This window comes from Affinirhizobium helianthi (assembly GCF_042680945.1).
Lineage (GTDB): Bacteria > Pseudomonadota > Alphaproteobacteria > Rhizobiales > Rhizobiaceae > Neorhizobium > Neorhizobium helianthi.
The window spans coordinates 334,727-352,911 of the sequence record NZ_JBHUEQ010000003.1 but is presented as its reverse complement, the minus strand read 5'-3'; the positions used below and the strand labels follow the sequence as shown (position 1 = coordinate 352,911).

The 18,185-nt window shown below is 57.2% G+C and carries 19 protein-coding genes; 8 read left to right on the top strand and 11 right to left on the bottom strand.

Going from position 1 to position 18,185, the window contains the following annotated elements; translation table 11 throughout:
• Positions 1-32: 32 nt before the first annotated feature.
• The 6 genes from glmU to pcsA all read right to left on the bottom strand — a co-directional run bounded on the left by glmU (position 33) and on the right by pcsA (position 7,149).
• On the bottom strand, positions 33-1,394 hold the full coding sequence (gene glmU / locus ACFSE1_RS02250; protein ID WP_377395922.1) for a bifunctional UDP-N-acetylglucosamine diphosphorylase/glucosamine-1-phosphate N-acetyltransferase GlmU: 1,362 nt from the start codon (positions 1,392-1,394) through the stop codon (positions 33-35).
• Between the two features lie 179 nt (positions 1,395-1,573).
• Positions 1,574-2,647, bottom strand: coding sequence for a BMP family ABC transporter substrate-binding protein (locus tag ACFSE1_RS02245; RefSeq protein ID WP_377395919.1), 1,074 nt, complete (start codon positions 2,645-2,647; stop codon positions 1,574-1,576).
• 45 nt (positions 2,648-2,692) lie between these two features.
• Positions 2,693-3,607, bottom strand: coding sequence for an ABC transporter permease (locus ACFSE1_RS02240; RefSeq protein WP_377395915.1), 915 nt, complete (start codon positions 3,605-3,607; stop codon positions 2,693-2,695).
• A 3-nt stretch (positions 3,608-3,610) separates the two neighbouring features.
• Positions 3,611-4,702 (bottom strand): ABC transporter permease, encoded by a 1,092-nt coding sequence (locus tag ACFSE1_RS02235; protein ID WP_377395912.1) that lies wholly within the window; start codon positions 4,700-4,702, stop codon positions 3,611-3,613.
• A complete protein-coding gene (locus ACFSE1_RS02230) occupies positions 4,692-6,284 on the bottom strand; it encodes an ABC transporter ATP-binding protein (protein ID WP_377395909.1) in 1,593 nt (530 codons plus the stop codon). The genes ACFSE1_RS02235 and ACFSE1_RS02230 overlap by 11 nt, the downstream gene beginning before the upstream one ends.
• A gap of 130 nt (positions 6,285-6,414) precedes the next feature.
• Positions 6,415-7,149, bottom strand: coding sequence for a phosphatidylcholine synthase (gene pcsA / locus ACFSE1_RS02225; RefSeq protein WP_377395906.1), 735 nt, complete (start codon positions 7,147-7,149; stop codon positions 6,415-6,417).
• A 151-nt stretch (positions 7,150-7,300) separates the two neighbouring features.
• On the opposite strand from pcsA, the gene ACFSE1_RS02220 reads away from it, so the two are divergent.
• Positions 7,301-8,515: a UbiH/UbiF family hydroxylase gene (locus ACFSE1_RS02220; RefSeq protein ID WP_377395903.1), complete on the top strand. Its 1,215-nt coding sequence runs from the start codon at positions 7,301-7,303 to the stop codon at positions 8,513-8,515.
• On the opposite strand, the gene ACFSE1_RS02215 is transcribed toward ACFSE1_RS02220, so the two are convergent.
• The 3 genes from ACFSE1_RS02215 to ACFSE1_RS02205 form a co-directional block, all read right to left on the bottom strand.
• Positions 8,480-9,442, bottom strand: coding sequence for an AEC family transporter (locus tag ACFSE1_RS02215; RefSeq protein ID WP_377395900.1), 963 nt, complete (start codon positions 9,440-9,442; stop codon positions 8,480-8,482). The genes ACFSE1_RS02220 and ACFSE1_RS02215 overlap by 36 nt on opposite strands.
• Positions 9,443-9,448: 6 nt before the next feature.
• Positions 9,449-10,195 (bottom strand): cytochrome c biogenesis CcdA family protein, encoded by a 747-nt coding sequence (locus ACFSE1_RS02210; RefSeq protein WP_377395897.1) that lies wholly within the window; start codon positions 10,193-10,195, stop codon positions 9,449-9,451.
• Between the two features lie 533 nt (positions 10,196-10,728).
• Entirely contained in the window at positions 10,729-11,535 is an 807-nt protein-coding gene (locus tag ACFSE1_RS02205; RefSeq protein WP_377396567.1) for an MBL fold metallo-hydrolase, read from the bottom strand.
• A gap of 283 nt (positions 11,536-11,818) precedes the next feature.
• Between ACFSE1_RS02205 and ACFSE1_RS02200 the strand changes: the two genes are divergently transcribed.
• From ACFSE1_RS02200 to ACFSE1_RS02190, 3 genes are all read left to right on the top strand, one after another.
• A complete protein-coding gene (locus ACFSE1_RS02200) occupies positions 11,819-12,355 on the top strand; it encodes a DUF1003 domain-containing protein (RefSeq protein WP_377395894.1) in 537 nt (178 codons plus the stop codon).
• Between the two features lie 95 nt (positions 12,356-12,450).
• On the top strand, positions 12,451-12,696 hold the full coding sequence (locus ACFSE1_RS02195; protein WP_377395891.1) for a DUF982 domain-containing protein: 246 nt from the start codon (positions 12,451-12,453) through the stop codon (positions 12,694-12,696).
• 84 nt (positions 12,697-12,780) lie between these two features.
• The gene (locus ACFSE1_RS02190; protein WP_377395888.1) at positions 12,781-13,173 is read left to right on the top strand and encodes a hypothetical protein; all 393 of its coding nucleotides are present in this window, start codon (positions 12,781-12,783) and stop codon (positions 13,171-13,173) included.
• 39 nt (positions 13,174-13,212) lie between these two features.
• Here ACFSE1_RS02190 and ACFSE1_RS02185 read toward each other — a convergent pair whose 3' ends face one another.
• Positions 13,213-13,545, bottom strand: a complete 333-nt coding sequence (locus tag ACFSE1_RS02185; RefSeq protein WP_377395885.1) for a hypothetical protein — start codon at positions 13,543-13,545, stop codon at positions 13,213-13,215.
• 198 nt (positions 13,546-13,743) lie between these two features.
• Here ACFSE1_RS02185 and ACFSE1_RS02180 point away from each other — a divergent pair, with 198 nt between their 5' ends.
• The 4 genes from ACFSE1_RS02180 to ACFSE1_RS02165 all read left to right on the top strand — a co-directional run bounded on the left by ACFSE1_RS02180 (position 13,744) and on the right by ACFSE1_RS02165 (position 17,704).
• On the top strand, positions 13,744-15,060 hold the full coding sequence (locus ACFSE1_RS02180) for an efflux RND transporter periplasmic adaptor subunit (RefSeq protein WP_377395882.1): 1,317 nt from the start codon (positions 13,744-13,746) through the stop codon (positions 15,058-15,060).
• A 13-nt stretch (positions 15,061-15,073) separates the two neighbouring features.
• A complete protein-coding gene (locus tag ACFSE1_RS02175; RefSeq protein WP_377395879.1) occupies positions 15,074-15,790 on the top strand; it encodes an ABC transporter ATP-binding protein in 717 nt (238 codons plus the stop codon).
• Positions 15,780-16,982, top strand: coding sequence for an ABC transporter permease (locus tag ACFSE1_RS02170; RefSeq protein WP_377395876.1), 1,203 nt, complete (start codon positions 15,780-15,782; stop codon positions 16,980-16,982). Before ACFSE1_RS02175 ends, ACFSE1_RS02170 begins: the two co-directional genes overlap by 11 nt.
• A gap of 86 nt (positions 16,983-17,068) precedes the next feature.
• The gene (locus ACFSE1_RS02165; RefSeq protein ID WP_377395873.1) at positions 17,069-17,704 is read left to right on the top strand and encodes a GntR family transcriptional regulator; all 636 of its coding nucleotides are present in this window, start codon (positions 17,069-17,071) and stop codon (positions 17,702-17,704) included.
• On the opposite strand, the gene sufA is transcribed toward ACFSE1_RS02165, so the two are convergent.
• On the bottom strand, positions 17,705-18,097 hold the full coding sequence (sufA, locus tag ACFSE1_RS02160; protein ID WP_377395871.1) for a Fe-S cluster assembly scaffold SufA: 393 nt from the start codon (positions 18,095-18,097) through the stop codon (positions 17,705-17,707).
• Positions 18,098-18,185 lie beyond the last annotated feature (88 nt).

The window sequence follows — 18,185 nt, the reverse complement described above, 5'->3', positions numbered from 1 at the left end:
AAATTGGATTTCCGGTCGTAATCAATGGCGGGTCACTGACCTGCCTTCTTTGCTGCCTTCACCGCAGCCGCCCGATCACGAATCAGTCTTGCCCGTTCCGGCTTGATTTCCTGCCTCGCCCTACCCAGCGCGAGTGCATCTTCCGGCACATCATGAGTCACAACGCTCCCGGATGCGACGTAAGCGCCGCTACCTATGGAAACAGGCGCGACCAGCGAGGAGTTGGAGCCGATGAAGGCATTTTCGCCAATCCGCGTTTCGTGCTTGTTCACCCCGTCATAGTTGCAGGTGATGGTGCCCGCGCCGATATTGGCTCCGGCGCCGATAAAGGCATCGCCAATATAGGTCAGATGGTTCACCTTGGCGCCTGCACCAATCGATGCCTTCTTGACCTCGCAGAAATTGCCAACCTTTGAGTCCGGCCCAAGCTCGGCGCCGGGACGCAAGCGGGCGAACGGCCCGACAGTCGCACCAGCAGCCACATGAGCACCCTCGATGTGCGAGAAAGCGTGAATGACCGCACCGCTCTCCACCGTTACGCCGGGTCCGAAAACGACGTTCGGTTCCACCAGAACATCGGGCTGCAAGACCGTGTCATGCGCCAGAAAAACAGTTTCGGGCGCAATCATAGAAACGCCGGACAGCATGATTTCATGGCGGCGGCGCTGCTGCCAGCTTGCCTCAAGCAAGGCCAGTTCCGCCCGCGTGTTGCAGCCAGCAAGTTCTGCCTCCGGTGCATCGACAGCGACGACTTTCGCGCCACCAGCACGGGCAATTTCAACAATATCCGTCAGATAGTATTCGCCCTTGACGTTCTTGTTGTCGATCTTTTCAAGCCATTCGAGAGCTCGCTTGCCGTTGATGACCATCAGGCCGCTATTGCAACGCGTGACCTTTCGCTCCTCGTCGGTCGCATCCTTCTCTTCCCGGATCGCAACCAGCTCACCGTTTTCGACCAGCAGGCGACCGTAGCCGAAGGGGTTGTCGGTCTCAAAACCGATCACGACGATATCGGCACCATCTGCCATCAAGCTGCGCGCCTTGGTAAAGCTCTCGGGCCGCACCAGCGGAACATCGCCATAGGTGATCAGGATTTCATCGTAGCCTGCGGCAATCGCATCCCGGGCGGTCAGCACTGCATGACCCGTGCCAAGGCGCTGCGTTTGCAAGACGGTAGACACAGTCATGCCATCGACGCTGCCTGCCTTGGCAACAGCATCCGCATCGCGCCCCAGGACAAGCACTGCGTTCTGGATCGAAGCCCCTTTGATCGCCTTCATCACGTGCGAAATCATCGGCAGGCCAGCAATGGGATGCAGAACCTTGGACATCGATGATTTCATTCGCGTGCTATCGCCAGCAGCGAGAATGACGGCAAGACAGGTGCGTTCCATACGACTCTCCTTGAAGATTCGACGGCATTTAGCAGCAGAAGACGCAAGACGCCAATAGATCTGTCATTCCGCCTCAGGCTCGGGTGGAACAACAGCTCAAAGGTTCAAAACGGAAAACCGCCCACGTTTTTCAACGCAGGCGGCCTTTTAACATTAAAACAGGCTCATTCCTGTGAAGCTTACTGAGGCAGCTTGTCGTCTACACCTTCAACGTAGAAGTTCATGCCGAGCAGCGTTCCGTCATCAGCCTTTTCACCCTGCTTCAGCCAGACGGAGCCATCCTGCTTGTTGATCGGACCCGTAAACGGATGCAGTTCGCCAGACTTGATCTTGGCTTCCGTTTCTTCCGCCATTGCCTTCACGTCGTCCGGCATGTTGGTGTATGGCGCCATCGTCAGGATGCCATCCTTCAGGCCGTCCCAAATCTGCTCGGACTTCCAGGTCCCGTCGAGCAAGGCCTTGGTACGCTTGATGTAATAGGAACCCCAGGTATCGACGATAGCTGTCAATTGCGTCTTCGGACCGGCGGCAATCATGTCGGATGCCTGGCCGAAAGCCATGATCCCACGTTCTGCAGCCACCTGCATCGGCGCGGTGGAATCCGTGTGCTGGGTGAGGATATCGACACCCTGGTCGATGAGAGCCTTGGCTGCATCGGCTTCCTTGCCCGGGTCGATCCAGGTGTTTGCCCAAACAACCTTCAACTTGAAATCAGGGTTGATAGACTTCGCGCCCAGTTCGAAGGCGTTGATACCCATGACCACCTCAGGGATGGGGAAGGAGGCGATGTAACCGGCAACGCCCTTCTTCGACATCTTGGCTGCGATCTGACCCTGAATGTAACGGCCTTCATAGAAGCGGGCATTGTAGGTCGCCAGATTTTCAGCGGCCTTGAAGCCTGTCGCATGCTCAAACTTCACCTTGGGGAACCTCTGAGCAACCTTCACAGTCGCATCCATGAAGCCGAACGAGGTGGTGAAAACCATGGCGCAACCGGAGCGCGCCATGCGCTCGATAGCGCGTTCGGCATCCGGACCCTCTGGCACGCTTTCCAGATACGGGGTCTCAATCTTGTCGCCCATTGCCTTCTGCAGTTCCTGGCGGCCCACATCATGAGCCTGTGTCCAGCCACCATCAGTCTTGGTGCCGACATAGATGAAGCAGACCTTGGTCTTTTCCTGAGCCTGAGCGCCGGTGGTGATGCCGCCCAGTGCGGCCACCGTTGCGGCAAGTGCGATGATGAGCTTCTTCATATTCAACCCCTGTTTGGCATGAAGCTTCGAAACGAGAAAACCGCGTCAGCGATCGGGAACGAAGGACTTCCCGAGAGATGCCGGTGTATTGATGAGCGTTGTGCGCCGATTATGCGAAATGATGATGAGCACCACAATAGTGACAGCATATGGCAGCATGGAAAGAAATTGCGATGGAACCCCAATTCCGAGCGCCTGCGCATGCAGTTGCAGAATGCCGACCGCGCCGAAGATGTAGCCTCCCGCCAGGACCCGCCAAGGCCTCCACGAGGCAAACACCACCAGGGCAAGCGCGATCCAGCCGCGACCGGCGGACATATTCTCAACCCACTGAGGCGTATAGACGAGAGATAGCTGCGCACCGGCTAGACCTGCACATGCTCCACCAAACATCACGGCGAGATAGCGTGTGCGGATGACATTGATGCCAAGCGCATGGGCGGAACCATGATTATCACCGATGGCGCGCAGCTTCAGTCCCCGGCGACTTCTAAACAGATACCAGTTCACACCGATAACAAGCGCAATGCTGAGATAAAAGGTGAGATCCTGCCGGAAAAGAAGCGGCCCCAGAAACGGGATTTCAGAAAGCACAGGGATGACAATAGGCTGGAGTTTCACGCCCGGAATACCGACGAAAGACTCGCCAATCTGCCCGGACAAACCAAGACCAAGTATCGTCAACGCAAGGCCCGTTGCCACCTGGTTGGTCACCAGCGTCAGCGTGAGAAAGCCGAAGAGAAGCGAGAAGACGGCTCCGCCCAATATGCCACAGAGAAGCCCGATCACCGGATAGCCGGTGAGATAAGCGCCAGCAAATGCGCAAACCGCCCCCATGATCATCATGCCTTCGACGCCAAGATTGAGCACGCCTGCACGTTCCGTCACAAGCTCGCCCATGGCCGCAATGACCAGCGGCGTGGCGGCAGTGATAATGGTCAACAGAATGGCTTCAAGCATGGTTCACGTCCTCGGCTCTGCGGTCACGCGGGTGCTGCCGAAGACGAGGCGCACGCGATAAAGGATGAGGGTGTCACAGGAGAGGACGAAGAAGAGAAGCAAACCCTGAAAGACGCGGGTGACCTTATCGGACACGCCCAGTGACAATTGAGCGGCCTCACCACCGAGATAGGTCAAGGCCAGCACAAAGCCGGAGGCAATAATGCCGAGAGGATTGAGGCGCCCCAGAAAAGCGACGATGATGGCGGTGAAACCGTAGCCCGGGGATATGGACGGTTGAAGATGCCCGATGGAACCGGAAACCTCGGATATGCCAGCAAGACCGGCAAATGCGCCCGACAGCATCAACGAAAACCACACCATCCGGCGAGAGGAAAATCCGGCAAAGCGCCCTGCCCGTTCAGACTTTCCGAGCACCTCGACCTCAAAGCCTTTCAGCATGAAGCGCATCATGAACCAGATGCCGACGGCAGCCACCAGAGCAAAGACAATGGCCCAATGCGCGCGTCCGCTCTCAAGAATTTCCGGCAGCACGGCCTCAGGCGCAAAGCTAACGGTTTGTGGAAAGTTGAAGCCTTTGGGATCACGCCAGGGGCCGCGCGTCAGCCAATCCAGGAACAGCTGGGCGATATAGACCAGCATCAGGCTGACCAGAATTTCGTTGGTATTGAAGCGGGTTTTCAGAAGCGCTGGAATGGCAGCATAAAGTGCGCCACCGATCAGCCCCATGATCAACATCAGCGGCAAGACCAGCGGCGAATGCCATTGCGGCACGAGAACAGGCAAGATGGAGCCGGTAATCGCCCCGATGCTGAACTGCCCCTCAGCGCCGATATTCCAGTTGTTCGAGCGATAACAAACCGATAGTCCTACCGCGATCAGGATCAATGGCGCCGCTTTGATGGCAAGTTCGTGCAGCGACCAGACTTCCAGCAAAGGCTCGATGAAGAAGCTGTAGAGCGCATGCAGCGGGTCCTTCCCGAGCATCCAGAACATGATCGCGCCGAAGATCAAGGTAAGCGCCAGGGCCAGCAGCGGAGAAACGATAGCAAACAGCCCGGATGCGGCAGAGCGCCGCTCAAGCTCAATGCGCATGGGAAGCTCCCGGATGCTGCGTGGAATCGTGGATGCCGCCCATCAGAAGCCCTATCTTTTCCAGCGACAGCTCGCCTGCCGGATAGGGACGGGAAAGCTTGCCTTCCGAAATCACTGCGATGTTGGTGGCGACTTCGAAGATCTCGTCCAGATCCTGGCTGATGACGACAACCGCAGAGCCGGAGCGCGCCAGGTCAATCAATGACTGGCGAATACGGCTGGCGGCCCCTGCATCCACACCCCAGGTCGGCTGATTGACGATCAGCACGGCGGGTTTTCTATCCAGCTCGCGCCCAATGATGAATTTTTGCAGATTGCCGCCGGATAGCGAGGCCGCAGCCGGATCCTCGCCACTATTGCGCACATCCATGATCTCACAAATTCGCTTTGTCGCCTTGCGGATCGTGTCGTGGCGAATGATCGCTGCAAAGCCACCGGATAGAAAGACCGCGCGATCTGACTGGCTGCGCGATAGCAGAAGATTATCGGAAAGGCTCATATCAGAAACGGCTGCGTGGCCGTGTCTCTCTTCGGGCACAAAACCGGCCCCCATCAGACGACGGCCATTGATGCCCGTCCGCCCAACCGGCCTGCCCCGCAGACGGATGCTATCCGCCAAGGGCACGGTGTATTCGCCGGACAAGGCATCGAAAAGCTCACCCTGGCCGTTTCCGGCAACGCCCGCAACGGCCAGCACTTCCCCCGCCCGCACCTGCAAGGACACATCCTTCAAAGATACAGCAAAGGGAGTGCGAGCTGGTACCGAAAGCGAGGAAACATCCAGCAGCACTTCGCCTAGGGCTTCCGCTTCCGGGCGATGGATCGCCGCAACCTCAGAGCCAACCATCATGCGGGCGAGAGAAGCAGGCGTCTCCTGTCTCGGATCGCAAGAGCCGGTCACCTTGCCATGCCGCAAAACGGTGGCGCGATCACAGATCCGCTGCACTTCCTCCAGCCGGTGACTGATATAGAGCACGGAACGACCTTCCGCCTTCAGCTTGAAGAGCGTTTCAAAAAGCTTGTCGGCCTCCTGAGGCGTCAGAACGGAGGTCGGCTCATCCAGAATGATAAGCTTTGGATTTTGCAGGAGCGCGCGAACAATCTCGATACGCTGGCGCTCGCCAACAGAAAGATCGGCCACATGGGAATTCGGATCAAGCGGAAGGCCATAGGCATTTGAAAGCGCTGCGGCTTCCTCGGCAATTCTTGCCAGCGGCACCGTGGGGCTGAGCGAAAGTGCAATATTCTCTGCGACGGTCAACGCCTCGAACAGCGAGAAATGCTGAAATACCATGCCGATGCCGAGCTCACGCGCTGCACTGGGAGAAGCGATGCTCCGTGGGCTCCCTTGCCAAAGGATCTCACCCGCAGTCGGCTGCAAAACGCCGAACAGCATCTTAACGAGCGTGGATTTGCCAGCACCGTTTTCGCCCAGAAGAGCGTGAATCTCGCCCGGCGCAATGGTGAGGTCGACGGCATTGCAGGCTGCGAAGCTACCGAAATATTTGGTCAGACCCCGAATATGAAGAAGCTGTGACGCTTCTCGTGTGTGCGTCTCTGTCACTCGTATCCCCTCACACATCAGCGCGGCTATCTTCTCCGAGATATGTCCGTGCGACGTGCCGCTGATTGTCCGGCAAAACCGGCGCGTGGCCTAATTGATACAAGTTTTGTTGCTGCGCACAACAGAAAACACATTCTTAAGCCGAGACTTAACTGCTTTTTCCCAGGTTCGGAAAAAGCTGCAGGATCCCACCGATGCAAAAGAGATAGATCCCTGTTACCACGACGCTCCAAACCAGCCAGACCGGGGATTCGAACTGCAGCAGAAGCGAATAGCCAGAAAGCGCGCACCAGAGGAGAAAGATAGACAGGTTCAGCACCCGCAATCTCTTCACCCTTACCGGATGCAGGAAGTTGATCGGCAGGAAGGTAAGGATAACAGCCGCGACGACGATCACCAGCGCCGTCGTCTCCGTCGGCTTGATGACGAAGAGCGTCAGGATCACCATGTTCCAGACAACCGGGAAACCGGAGAAGAAATACTCATCGGTCTTCATGCCCGTGTCAGCGTAATAGATCGCGCTGGAAACCACGATCATACCGGCAGCGACGAAAGACCAGGTCTCGCCAATCATGCCGCTTTGATAGAGGGCGAAGGCCGGAAGCAGCACATAGGTGACATAGTCGATAATATTGTCCAGCGTATCGCCAGACCAGTTGGGCAAGACCTCCTTCACGCGCACCTTTCGCGCAATGGGACCATCGATACCATCGATCAGGAGCGCGAGACCGAGCCACCACCACATATCGACAAAGCGATGTTCAGCAGCGGCCACAACGCCGAGGAATGCGAGAAACGAGCCGGAGGCTGTGAGGACGTGGACCGAGAAAGCCCTGATTTCTGCATAGGGCACTTTCCGGTAATTGAAGATTCGCCTGATCACGCCCTGCTCCGATTGTCTGAACTATCACGCCGATATGCGGCCAATCGGCGCGCTTTGCAACCTTCACACCGTTAGGCCGATGCAGCCCATGGATAAGTTTCACAAGTTTGCCTACATAGAGCAGACTGAACGAGCATGAAGAAGAGCGAAAATGCAAAACGTCGAGATTGCTGTTGTAGGTGAAGGTCTGGCCGGCTCGATTGCAGCGCTGGCGCTTGGCCGCGCAGGCCGCAAGGTGGCGCTCATTGCCCCGGCAACGGAGCGCAGAGACCACCGCACCACGGCTCTGATGGACCAATCGATTCGTTTCATCGATAGCCTCGGCCTGTGGGATATGCTTCAGGAGGAAGCGGCACCGCTCTGCGTCATGCAGATCCTGGATGGCACGAAGCGGCTGTTTCGTGCCCCACCCGCACAGTTCCGCGCAGCCGATGTCGGGCTTTACGCCTTTGGCTATAATATTCCGAACCGCGTGCTGATGGAAAAGCTGAAAGCCGCCGTTGACGCGGAGGCCAATATTCAGCGCATCGATGCATCTCTCCAGACGCTGACCCCGTCGGCTGATCATGTCTCGCTTGGCCTTTCCTCCGGTGAGAATGTGACCGCGGCCTTCGTTGTTGGGGCGGATGGCAGAAACTCGCCTGTGCGCGAAGCCACGGCAATTTCGACACGCCGCTGGGCTTACCCGCAGACTGCGGTGGTACTGAATTTCTCGCACGATCTGTCCCACAACAACGTCTCGACAGAATTTCACACCGAAAGCGGTCCCTTCACACAGGTGCCGCTGCCGGGCGCCCGCTCAAGCCTCGTATGGGTGGTCAAGCCGGCGGAGGCTGAGAGACTGCTAGCGCTCAACACCCAGCAGCTTTCCCTGGAGGTTGAGCAGCGGATGCAATCGATGCTTGGCAAGGTATCGGTCGAGGAAGGTGCAGAAGCCTGGCCGCTTTCCAGCCTCATGGCAGATCGCTTCGGTAAGGGACGTGTTGCACTTGTCGGAGAAGCGGCCCACGCCTTCCCGCCCATTGGTGCGCAAGGGCTGAACCTCTCGCTTCGCGACGTCATGGAACTGGTAGAACTTCTCAATTCGACCAATGGCGCACCGATCGCCGCAGATCTTGGTGAGCGTTTCAACCGCCGCCGCCGTGGTGACATCATGACCCGTACATTCGGGGTGGACCTGCTCAATCGGTCGCTGCTATCCGATTTCCTGCCCATGCAGGTGGCAAGAGCGGCTGGTCTTCACATGCTGACAGCGGTGGGTCCACTCCGCAACGTTCTCATGCGAGAAGGCGTCGAGCCGGGCCGGGGCCTGAAGGAGCTGGTGGATACGTTACGGCATCCCTTCAGCAGACAAAAAGCCGGCTGAGACGAGATAGAGAACAACAGGCAACGTCAGTACGGAGAGAACCGTGGTGATGAGAACTGTCGCTGACGCTCTTTCCTGCCAGACGCCATAATGCTGGCTAATCACGAATACGTTGGTTGCTGTCGGCAAGGCGGCAAGCAGCACAGCCGCATGAACCCAGTTTTGCTCAAAGCCGCCAATGCCCCTCATCAGCGCATACATGAGCATAGGCAGCAGGATCAGCTTGGCAGCAGATATATAGCCTATTTCCATCGGGACACGTTTCAACGGCCGCAGCGCCAGACTGACCCCCATCGCAAACAGGGCGCAGGGCGCGGCAGATTGAGCGAGATAATCGACCAGCTGGCCCAATGGTACCGGAAGTTTCCAGCCAAGTGCTGCCACGGCAAATCCCGCAGCTGTGGACAGAATGAAGGGATGCAGGGCAACGCGCTTCAGAACATCGCCGACCAGACGCAGCGGCGGCCTTTCATCACCCAGCGCGAGCGCCATCATGGCAGGTGCCACGACGAAATGGAGCGCATTTTCCAGGCAAACAATCAGCGCAACCGGCGTTGCAGCCGCATCGCCCAAAACCAATAGCGCAAGCCCGGGCCCCATATAGCCTATGTTTCCATAGGCACCGCCGAAAGCCTGGATGACACTTTCGCCAAGACTGGCCTTGCGCCAACACACACCAGCAATCAGCAGCAGCCCGTAGACACTGTAGACCGCAGCAAGTTGTGTGAAAATGAAATCAAGCCGGGTAAGCTCGTCAAACGGTGTTCTGGAAACAAGCTTGAAGAAAAGCGCTGGCAAGGCCGCATAAATGATGAAGATGTTCATCCAACCCAGCGCATCCGCCCTCTGACGGCTGACCTTGGCCGCAATAAAGCCGATCAGAATCAAACCGAAAAAGGGGATCAGCAGAGCGAGAGTGGCAGCCATCTGCGATCAGCCAATCCGCGAAAGGATAGGAAAGCTCTGTTGGAACCAGATGGCAAGATCGCTGACAAAGCCAAACATGAATGCAAGGCCCGTGACCACGAGCAATCCCCCCATGACCTTTTCGACCACGCCCAGATGCTGACGGAAACGGCTGAGAAATTGCATGAAAGCGCCTGAGAAGCCTGCGGCAATCCAGAAAGGCACGGCAAGCCCCAGAGAATAGATCGCCAGCAGCATCGCGCCATCAGAAACCGTTTCACGCGAGGCGGCAATGCCCAGAATTGCCCCAAGCACCGGCCCAATACAGGGGGTCCAGCCAAAAGCAAAAGCCAGCCCCATAATGTAGGCCCCGGAAAGCGTGGCGGGCTTGCCGGCAGACTGGAAACGCGCCTCACGCGCCAGAAGCCCTATCCGGAAAAGACCCAGAAAATTGAGGCCCATGATGATGATGATCAGGCCACCGATCTTGGACAGCACATCCAGATGCTGCCGCAAAACCATGCCGATGGAGGTTGCGCCAGCCCCCAGGGCGACAAATACGGTGCCAAAGCCCAACGTGAAGAACAAGGCCGATAAAAGAATGGCTTTCCGGCTCTGTACCGTCTGGATGCGCTCGGAACCCCGGAACTGATCGACGGAAACGCCGGCCATATAACAGAGGTAGGGCGGAACAAGCGGCAGCACGCAAGGAGACAGGAAGGACAAAGCACCCGCGAGCAGTGCGCTGAACAAGGAAATTTCCGCGATCGACAATGGCTTCTCCAGGCGGCGGCATACCCGTTTGGGTTCGCGTTCGAATACAGCTTAAAGGACGAGTATCCAAGGGCGTTTTAAACCCATCCGTACCATAGGGCATAGTAGGCTCATTGCCACAGTGCCAATCACCTTTTGGCGCGCAGCATCAACAGCAAGGGCAAGCCTCACTTTTATTGATCGTTGATGATGTCGCTTGTCAAATGGGGAAGTCTGTGTTGCTGTGACACTTCGTCGCGATGAGGAGCGTGGCGAGACTCAATTTGTCACGTGGAGGAGACACGAATGATCATATCCGGCCTGGTTCTGGCCGCCGCATTTGGCGTGGGAAGCATTGCCTATTTCCGGTGGAGAGACGGCGTTTAATGCATGTCGCGCAAAAACGTGCCGCGGTTTTGCGAGAACGACTTCAGCGGAAACAAAGACTTCAAGTTTGAAGAGCGTATTTGCAAATTTGCGATACGCGATCGAACAGCGTCGATGATTGATGGCTACAGCAGCCTTCAATCATCGACACACTCTTATGGCCCTCATCAACTAGCCAAGTGAGCGGGAGGCGCTATCTGCATGAAGCCATCCGCCAGCTGACGCAAAGCCTCGATGGATCTCGGTCCGCCCACAGCGCGCCCATGGCCTGTGATTGCAAGCTTTGGTTCAAGTGCTGCGAGATTGGTCACTGAGGTTCCGGCAGCAATCCAGTCGGACGTGAAATATCTTGGAGGGCCGTGCATTTCGAGTGTTTGCGCCGCAACTTCATAAGCCGATTCCTGGCCCGTGGTTATGAAGGCGTCCCCCACAACAAGGGTTCGATCAACCTCGCGCCATAGCGAGATATGCCCCGGACTGTGACCCGGCGTGTGTATCCACTCCCATCCCAGCAAAGGCGGCACGCGCCGATCAGGGGGAAGGGCCCGCAAGCGTTCCGCCACATTCACCGGCGAACGCGGAAACAGGCCGGAGAGTTTTGGAATAATGCCGCCATCGGCTGCCGTATCTGGCGGCGCATAACTTTCCTGCCCGGATAGAAACGGCAGTTCTTCGCTGTGAGCATAGACAGGTGCATCCCATTCTCCGGCCAGCGTTTCAAGGCTTCCAACATGGTCGAAATGTCCATGAGTCTGAATAATCGCGGCGGGACGTGCCCCCTCCCCGAACCGCGAAGCTGCGGCACGGACAATGCTATCATGGGAACCGAAAACGCCGGTATCGACAAGAACCCAGTTCCGGTCGCCAGCACCCGGCGCTCCAATGAAAACAACATTCACCAGCACCGTTCTCAAATAGGCTATGTCCGGGGCAATCGCGAAAAACTCCCGAGACAACTGTTCATGCGGCACCATCGCATCGTCGGGCAAAGCAATCTGGACGACCAATCTTTCCTCCTGTCGTATTGCCTGCCCCTGAACAAGCCACAGCATTGAGAGTTCCCTGCCATGCAGGCGGCGCGCAGATCTCGGTTTAAGGAACGGAAGAAGCCCAGCCCAGTTTCGATCAGCTAGCGCTCGTCCGGGAACAACTGCCTCAGCGGCTTTGCCTCCAGACAGCGTCATGAGCGAACAGAGAGAGCATTTCAGGTGATCTTGTTTGGATCGGCCATGCTCGGAGTTGCAACAGGGCATTGACATGCAAGCTGACATCACCCCAGAAGGGGATCGTTCCGCCACTCGGCTGGAACGCAACATCAAGGCTCTGATCGAGCGGCGCAATGAAGAATCGCGCGGCGCGCCCGCAAAGGATCGTGCGGCAGATGCGATTACGCGCTTTGCCGGATCCATGCTGTTTGTCGGCATTCATGCGGTCATTTTCGGCCTTTGGATCCTCGTCAATCTCGGGGTTCTCCCCTTGATCCCAAAGTTTGATCCATCTCTTGTCATTCTGGCTATGGTCGCCTCCGTGGAGGCGATTTTCATATCCACATTCGTTCTCATCAGCCAGAATCGTATGGCGGAGGCGGACGACAAGCGTGCAGATCTGAACCTTCAGATTTCACTGATGGCGGAACAGGAAATAACCAAGCTTCTGAGCCTTGCTTCCGCCATCGCGGAAAAACTGGAAATTCCGCTGCACGAAGATCAGGAAATCCACGAGTTGCAGCAGACCATCGCTCCGGAAGAGGTTCTCGATGCCATCGAGAAAAAGCAACGGGAAACCCCGCTGTGAACGTGCTGGCACTGACCCAAAGAAGAGTGCATTCCCTTCTCGCTTTGGACCGTCATTCCAGCTATGGGTCCGCAACAGACGATGCGGAGGCTGACGTGAACAAAGAATGGACGAAGGGCGTCTCACTGGCGCTGGATGGGCCGGGGCAATTCCGGACCATCAAGACCTTGCAGGAAGCATCCTGGGCCCTGATTGATGACTGGCCATTGGAAGAAGGCGAAGAGCTCGACAAAGCCCTGCTGATCTTCGAGGCGGCTTTGAAAGGAAAGAAGTCTCCAGAGGCCGCACGCATGGCCTTCATTGCGGCGGCCCACGAGGCCGGAATCGAAATCAGGGAATGAGCCGGACGTAACGTCAACCACGGCAGGCCTGTTTGCGCTTTCACAGCCCTCAAGCTCGGATAGCGCGCATGAGGGGGTTTTCGAATGCAAGTCAGTGATGAGATGGTTGAAGCTGCAGCGCAAACGCTCTCGCATCTCGATGAGAGTTTCGCTGCCATTGCGAAGACGCGCCAATTGGAATTGATGCGGCAAGCACTTACCGCTGCCATTGCTGCACAGGCTGGAATGGCCACGCACCGGCACAAGAAGCGCGGCTCGGACTATGTTCTGATGGGCGTCGGCAAGATTCAGACCGAGACATGGCTCGAGCCATCTGGAGATCGAACTGAAGCGCCAGCGGTCGGTGCCTCAGTCGATATGCGGGACGTTGCACTCTACCGGAGCGTTGATGATGGGGCTTTATGGGTTCGCCCTATAGAAGAATTCAACGACGGACGCTTTATAGAGCTGGGCGTTAAACCCCAGTCCTCTGTGTGAACTGCTGCGCCACGATAAGGCTGGAGCGCGTTACTCCGCTTACTGGTGCAACTCGTATGAACCGAGTTCGCAAAGGTCCTGCGTATCCTCGGTATTCTCAAGCTCGGAGTCTTTGGTGAATTCAAAGCGCATATCGTAGCGGCACACGCTGCGACCATCGCGAATAGTGATGCGAATGCTTTCTCCGGGCTCAAGAACATCATTGCCGAAAACATCCTCTTCCCAATCGTCAACGCCTACGGGCGATGTATAGAAGCGTTCGAGGGTTGAGTTGGTATTGTTCGTCAGCATGAAAACCAGGTCTTCGGCACGCGCTGGCGATGCCAAAACTGCGGCCAGCACGATTGAAGTGATGAACTTGTGCACCTTCACGATTGTCCTCTTTTGTCACTGATGAACATAAGAGAACCCTAGAATTTCACCTGCGCAGGATCAATCGCATCCCGCCAATTGTTCGTAATTATCAATGCTTACTGATAATTCACTTGGTGTCGGTTCGGTTTCGTGGCATCTCGCGGCAAAGTTGACTATTTGAGCATGGATTTTGAGCCATGCAGCGGTGTTTGAAAAATGGATGCGCAGAAGAATCATTCATCCCCGACGGAAGGGCCTCAGGACGGAGCGCCCAATCTCGCCGCCATTCTCGCAGAGCGACAACGCGGAAAGAGGAAGGGTATCAGACGCTTCATACTCCCTGCCCTGCTGGTGGCGGCTGCGGCCGCAGGCTTTTTTGCCTATATGCAGTGGAACGCAGCACAGCCGGCCTACAGCTACGCCACACAGGAGGCGAAGCGAGGCGATCTTGCGGTGATTGTGACTGCGACGGGATCCGTGCAGCCCACGGATCAGGTCGACATCTCCAGTGAGCTGTCCGGCACGGTGCGAAAGGTCAATGTCACTTACAACAGCCCGGTCAAGGCTGGCGATGTTTTGGCCGAACTGGACACAAACAAGCTGCAGGCCGATGTGCAAAGTGCGCGGGCAAAACTGGCATCGGCCAAGGCCAATGTCAGCAAGGCGGAAGCAGAGCTCAATTCTGCGAGAACGCAGCTTGAACGGCTGAAATCGCTGGTTACAAACCGTATCTCCAGCCAGCAGGAGCTGGATACGGCACAGTTTGCCTATGATTCGGCCCTGGCCACAAAGCAGATCAACGAGAGCACGGTCCTTTCCGCCGAAGCCGATTTGCGGCTTGCAGAGGTCAATCTTTCCAAGGCAAAAATCGTATCCCCCATCAATGGCGTCGTTCTGACCCGCGACGTCGATCCGGGCCAGACGGTTGCATCTTCCCTGTCCGCGCCTGTCCTTTTCACGATAGCAGGCGACCTGAGGCAAATGGAGCTGCAGGTTTCAGTAGACGAAGCCGATGTGGGCCAGGTGAGCGAAGGCCAAATGGCCAGCTTTGCTGTCGACGCCTATCCGGATCGAACCTTCCCGGCGAAGATTGAAGCAGTACGCTTCGCCTCGGAAACCGTGTCGAATGTCGTAACCTACAAAGCCATTTTGACTGTCGAGAACAATGATTTGTTGCTGCGGCCGGGCATGACGGCCACAGCGGATGTCACAGTTCAGTCCGTCAAGGATGCCTTGCTGGTCCCCAATGCGGCCCTCCGCTTCACCCCTCCCGCCGCAGCCGCACAAACGGGAGGCAGCGTTCTTTCCAGATTGTTCGGTGGGCCGCGCCCGCCCGGGGCAAGAAACCGCTCCGGCCAGACATCGGAAGGCGGCAATCGGCAAGGTCGCACGGTCTGGGTGCTGCGGCAGGGGCAGCCCCAACCCATCTCCATTCAAACAGGCGCAACCGATGGCCAGTTCACCATTGTAAAATCGGGAGAGCTGAAGGAAGGCGATCAATTGGTAACCTCCGCGACGGCGCGCGGCAGGTAAAGGCACGAAGCGAATGCAGCCAGCGCTGATCGAATTCAGGCACATCTACAAGGTTTACGGTCGTGGCGAAGCGGCAATCAAAGCGCTCGACGACGTGAACCTTACCATTGCCGCGGGCGATTTCGTCGCAATCATGGGACCGTCCGGCTCTGGCAAATCCACGGCCATGAACATCCTCGGTTGCCTTGATGTGCCAAGCGGCGGGGAATATCTCTTTCAGGGCATATCCACCGCCAATTTCAGCCGCGAGCAATATACGCTGCTGCGCCGCCACATGCTGGGCTTCGTTTTCCAGGGGTTCAACCTGCTGGCTCGCACATCCGCAGTCGAAAATGTTGAATTGCCGCTGGTCTATCGCGGCATGGAGGCGCGCGAGCGCCGGCAAAAGGCTCTGGCGGCACTGGAACAGGTTGGCCTCAAGGGACGCGAAAGCCATACGACACAGGAACTGTCAGGCGGGCAACAGCAAAGAGTGGCCATCGCCCGCGCGATCGTCACAGATCCGGCAGTGCTTCTTGCCGATGAACCGACAGGAAATCTCGATACCCGCACAAGTATCGAGATCATGGATCTTATCACGCGGCTGAACAAGGAGCGCGGGATCACGGTTATCATGGTCACGCATGAAGAAGACATCGCGGCCCATGCCAGACGCCTTCTGCGTTTTGTCGATGGCAAGCTGGCCTCCGATTCCGATACCGACGCTGAAGGAGATGGGCATGTGGCTTGAAACCATGAAGCTCGCCTGGCGCGCCATCAGCCGCAACATGTTGCGCTCGTTTCTCACCGTTCTGGGGGTGGTCATTGGCGTTGCCGCGGTTATCGCCATGGTCACTATCGGCAATGGCACAACGGCGCAGGTGCGGCAGGAACTGACCCGCCTTGGCACCAACACCCTGTTCATTCGCCCAGGACAATGGGGACCGGGACGTGCAAGCGCCGAGGCCAAAAGGTTTACGGATGCGGATGTCGCAGCCATCCGGGATCAGATCAGTGGGCTGCGAGCCGTTGCCCCCATCAATCGCAGCACTGCGACAGTGATTGCAGGTGGCCAGAACCGTTCCACCAGCGTCATCGGCACCAATAATGACTATCTCATTGCACAGGATTGGACGCTGGCACTCGGCAGAAGCTTTCTTCCCGCCGAGGAACGGGGTCAGGCCGCCTGCCTGATCGGCCAAACGGTTCGGCGTGAACTCTTCGGCACGGCAGATCCTGTTGGCCTGACAATCCGGGTGGGCAATATTGCCTGTCCGATTGTCGGCGTCCTCGCAACCAAGGGCCAATCCGGCATGGGCGACGATCAGGACGATACGGTCATCATGCCCCTCAAGCTGCATCAGCGCCGTCTCGGCGGCACAACGACCATATCGAACATAACGCTCTCCGCCATGGACGGAGCCTCGACAGCCAGAGTTCAGGCCGATGTCGAAGCCCTTCTTCGGGAGCGGCGCAGAATTGCCCTCGGTCGCAACGACGACTTTACCGTCAACGACATGACCCAGATCGCCTCGGCAATGACCGGAACAACCACGCTCCTGACCGGCCTTCTCGGTGCGGTGGCGGCGGTCAGCCTTCTGGTTGGCGGCATTGGCATCATGAACATCATGCTGGTTTCGGTTACCGAGCGCACACGCGAAATCGGTATTCGTCTTGCCATTGGCGCGCTGGAGAAACAGGTGCTCATGCAATTCCTCGTGGAGGCCGTCATGCTGTCTGTCTTCGGCGGCGTAACCGGCATCATTACCGGCCTGGGGCTCGCTTATCTCGCAGTGAATCTGCTGCAGGTGCCGTTTGTCGCAAGTCCCGCCATCATTAGCGTGGCATTTGCATTCTCTGCTCTGATCGGCATGGTCTTTGGCTATTTCCCGGCGCGACGGGCTGCGCAACTGAACCCGATCGAGGCCCTCCGTCACGAATAGGCTAAAATCGATTAGATATAACGACCACTTGATCGGGCCGATTGAGGTTATCACTTTGCCTGTGTTATCTCGCCATGATGGATCAGATGACGACACGAACGGACTCTCCAGAATCCCTTAGCCGTCAGGCCTATCGAAGCCTGGAAGAACTCATCGTGACCTTGAAGCTTTCTCCGGGATCACTGGTCACAGAGAGGCAGTTGATAGACCTCTCGGGGCATGGCCGAACCCCCGTACGCGAAGCGATTCAGCGCCTTGAGTGGCAGGGGCTTCTCGCCGTTCGTCCAAGGGTGGGTTTGCTGATTTCGGAGATCGATGCCCGCGATTATCGCGATATCATGGCTGTGCGGCGGCGCCTCGAACCGCTGGCAGCCTCTCTTGTTGCCACCCATGCGGATGACTGTCAGCGCGAGCGCCTGATCCAGTGCGCGGCCGAAATGGGAACGGCCGCGGCCAGAACCGACATTCTGGCATTCCTGGCGGCGGATAAACGGTTCGACGAAATTGTCGAAGAAGCCTGTCCCAACCAGTTCCTGACGAGTTCTCTGGCACCGCTTCAAACGCATGCGCGGCGCCTCTGGTTTTCCACGTCAACCATAGAAGGCTTGCAGAAATCGGCGGAGCTGCATCTCGGCGTCATCCGCGCCATGCAGCAACGCAATGCAAATGAAGCCGCTCAGGCAACAGAGCAGCTTCTCAATCAGCTTGGTGATCTGATTTAATCAGGCGGTCTGATTTTCAGCCGCACGCTCCTTGGCCAGTGCCGCAAGATCAGCTGGCTTCAATTCGACAGATTCGCCGCAGCCGCAAGCCGAGGTCTGGTTGGGATTGTTGAAGGTGAAGCCAGAGCGCATCTTCGTCACCTCAAAATCCATTTGCGTGCCGAGCAGGTAAAGAACTGCAGATGGCTCCACCCACACTCTGGCGCCCTGATGCTCGACAAGGTCATCCTTGGCGTTCGGCTCGGTTACCAGATCGACGGTGTATTCCATCCCGGCGCAACCGCCCTTCTTGATACCAACGCGTATGCCCTTGGCATCGGGACCGGAATTTTCCACGATTGCCTTCACGCGGTTTGCGGCGGCATCGGTCATGGTCATGATTGCAAAGCCCATCGGCTCATTCTCCTTTACCCAACCGGATTCAAGGTCCAGTGGTTACGGCTTATAATGTAAGCGACGACAAAGGCCGGATCAACCGGCC

Bases quoted from the DNA above. Each gene is read 5' to 3' on its own strand.
- glmU (WP_377395922.1), bottom strand. From the start codon at position 1,394: ATGGAACGCACCTGTCTTGCCGTCATTCTCGCTGCTGGCGATAGCACG.
- ACFSE1_RS02175 (WP_377395879.1), top strand. From the start codon at position 15,074: ATGCAGCCAGCGCTGATCGAATTCAGGCACATCTACAAGGTTTACGGT.
- ACFSE1_RS02200 (WP_377395894.1), top strand. From the start codon at position 11,819: ATGCAAGCTGACATCACCCCAGAAGGGGATCGTTCCGCCACTCGGCTG.
- ACFSE1_RS02245 (WP_377395919.1), bottom strand. From the start codon at position 2,647: ATGAAGAAGCTCATCATCGCACTTGCCGCAACGGTGGCCGCACTGGGC.
- ACFSE1_RS02215 (WP_377395900.1), bottom strand. From the start codon at position 9,442: ATGGCTGCCACTCTCGCTCTGCTGATCCCCTTTTTCGGTTTGATTCTG.
- ACFSE1_RS02230 (WP_377395909.1), bottom strand. From the start codon at position 6,284: ATGTGTGAGGGGATACGAGTGACAGAGACGCACACACGAGAAGCGTCA.
- ACFSE1_RS02180 (WP_377395882.1), top strand. From the start codon at position 13,744: ATGGATGCGCAGAAGAATCATTCATCCCCGACGGAAGGGCCTCAGGAC.
- ACFSE1_RS02205 (WP_377396567.1), bottom strand. From the start codon at position 11,535: ATGGTGCCGCATGAACAGTTGTCTCGGGAGTTTTTCGCGATTGCCCCG.
- sufA (WP_377395871.1), bottom strand. From the start codon at position 18,097: ATGGGCTTTGCAATCATGACCATGACCGATGCCGCCGCAAACCGCGTG.
- ACFSE1_RS02220 (WP_377395903.1), top strand. From the start codon at position 7,301: ATGCAAAACGTCGAGATTGCTGTTGTAGGTGAAGGTCTGGCCGGCTCG.
- ACFSE1_RS02165 (WP_377395873.1), top strand. From the start codon at position 17,069: ATGACGACACGAACGGACTCTCCAGAATCCCTTAGCCGTCAGGCCTAT.
- ACFSE1_RS02190 (WP_377395888.1), top strand. From the start codon at position 12,781: ATGCAAGTCAGTGATGAGATGGTTGAAGCTGCAGCGCAAACGCTCTCG.
- ACFSE1_RS02240 (WP_377395915.1), bottom strand. From the start codon at position 3,607: ATGCTTGAAGCCATTCTGTTGACCATTATCACTGCCGCCACGCCGCTG.
- ACFSE1_RS02235 (WP_377395912.1), bottom strand. From the start codon at position 4,702: ATGCGCATTGAGCTTGAGCGGCGCTCTGCCGCATCCGGGCTGTTTGCT.
- ACFSE1_RS02170 (WP_377395876.1), top strand. From the start codon at position 15,780: ATGTGGCTTGAAACCATGAAGCTCGCCTGGCGCGCCATCAGCCGCAAC.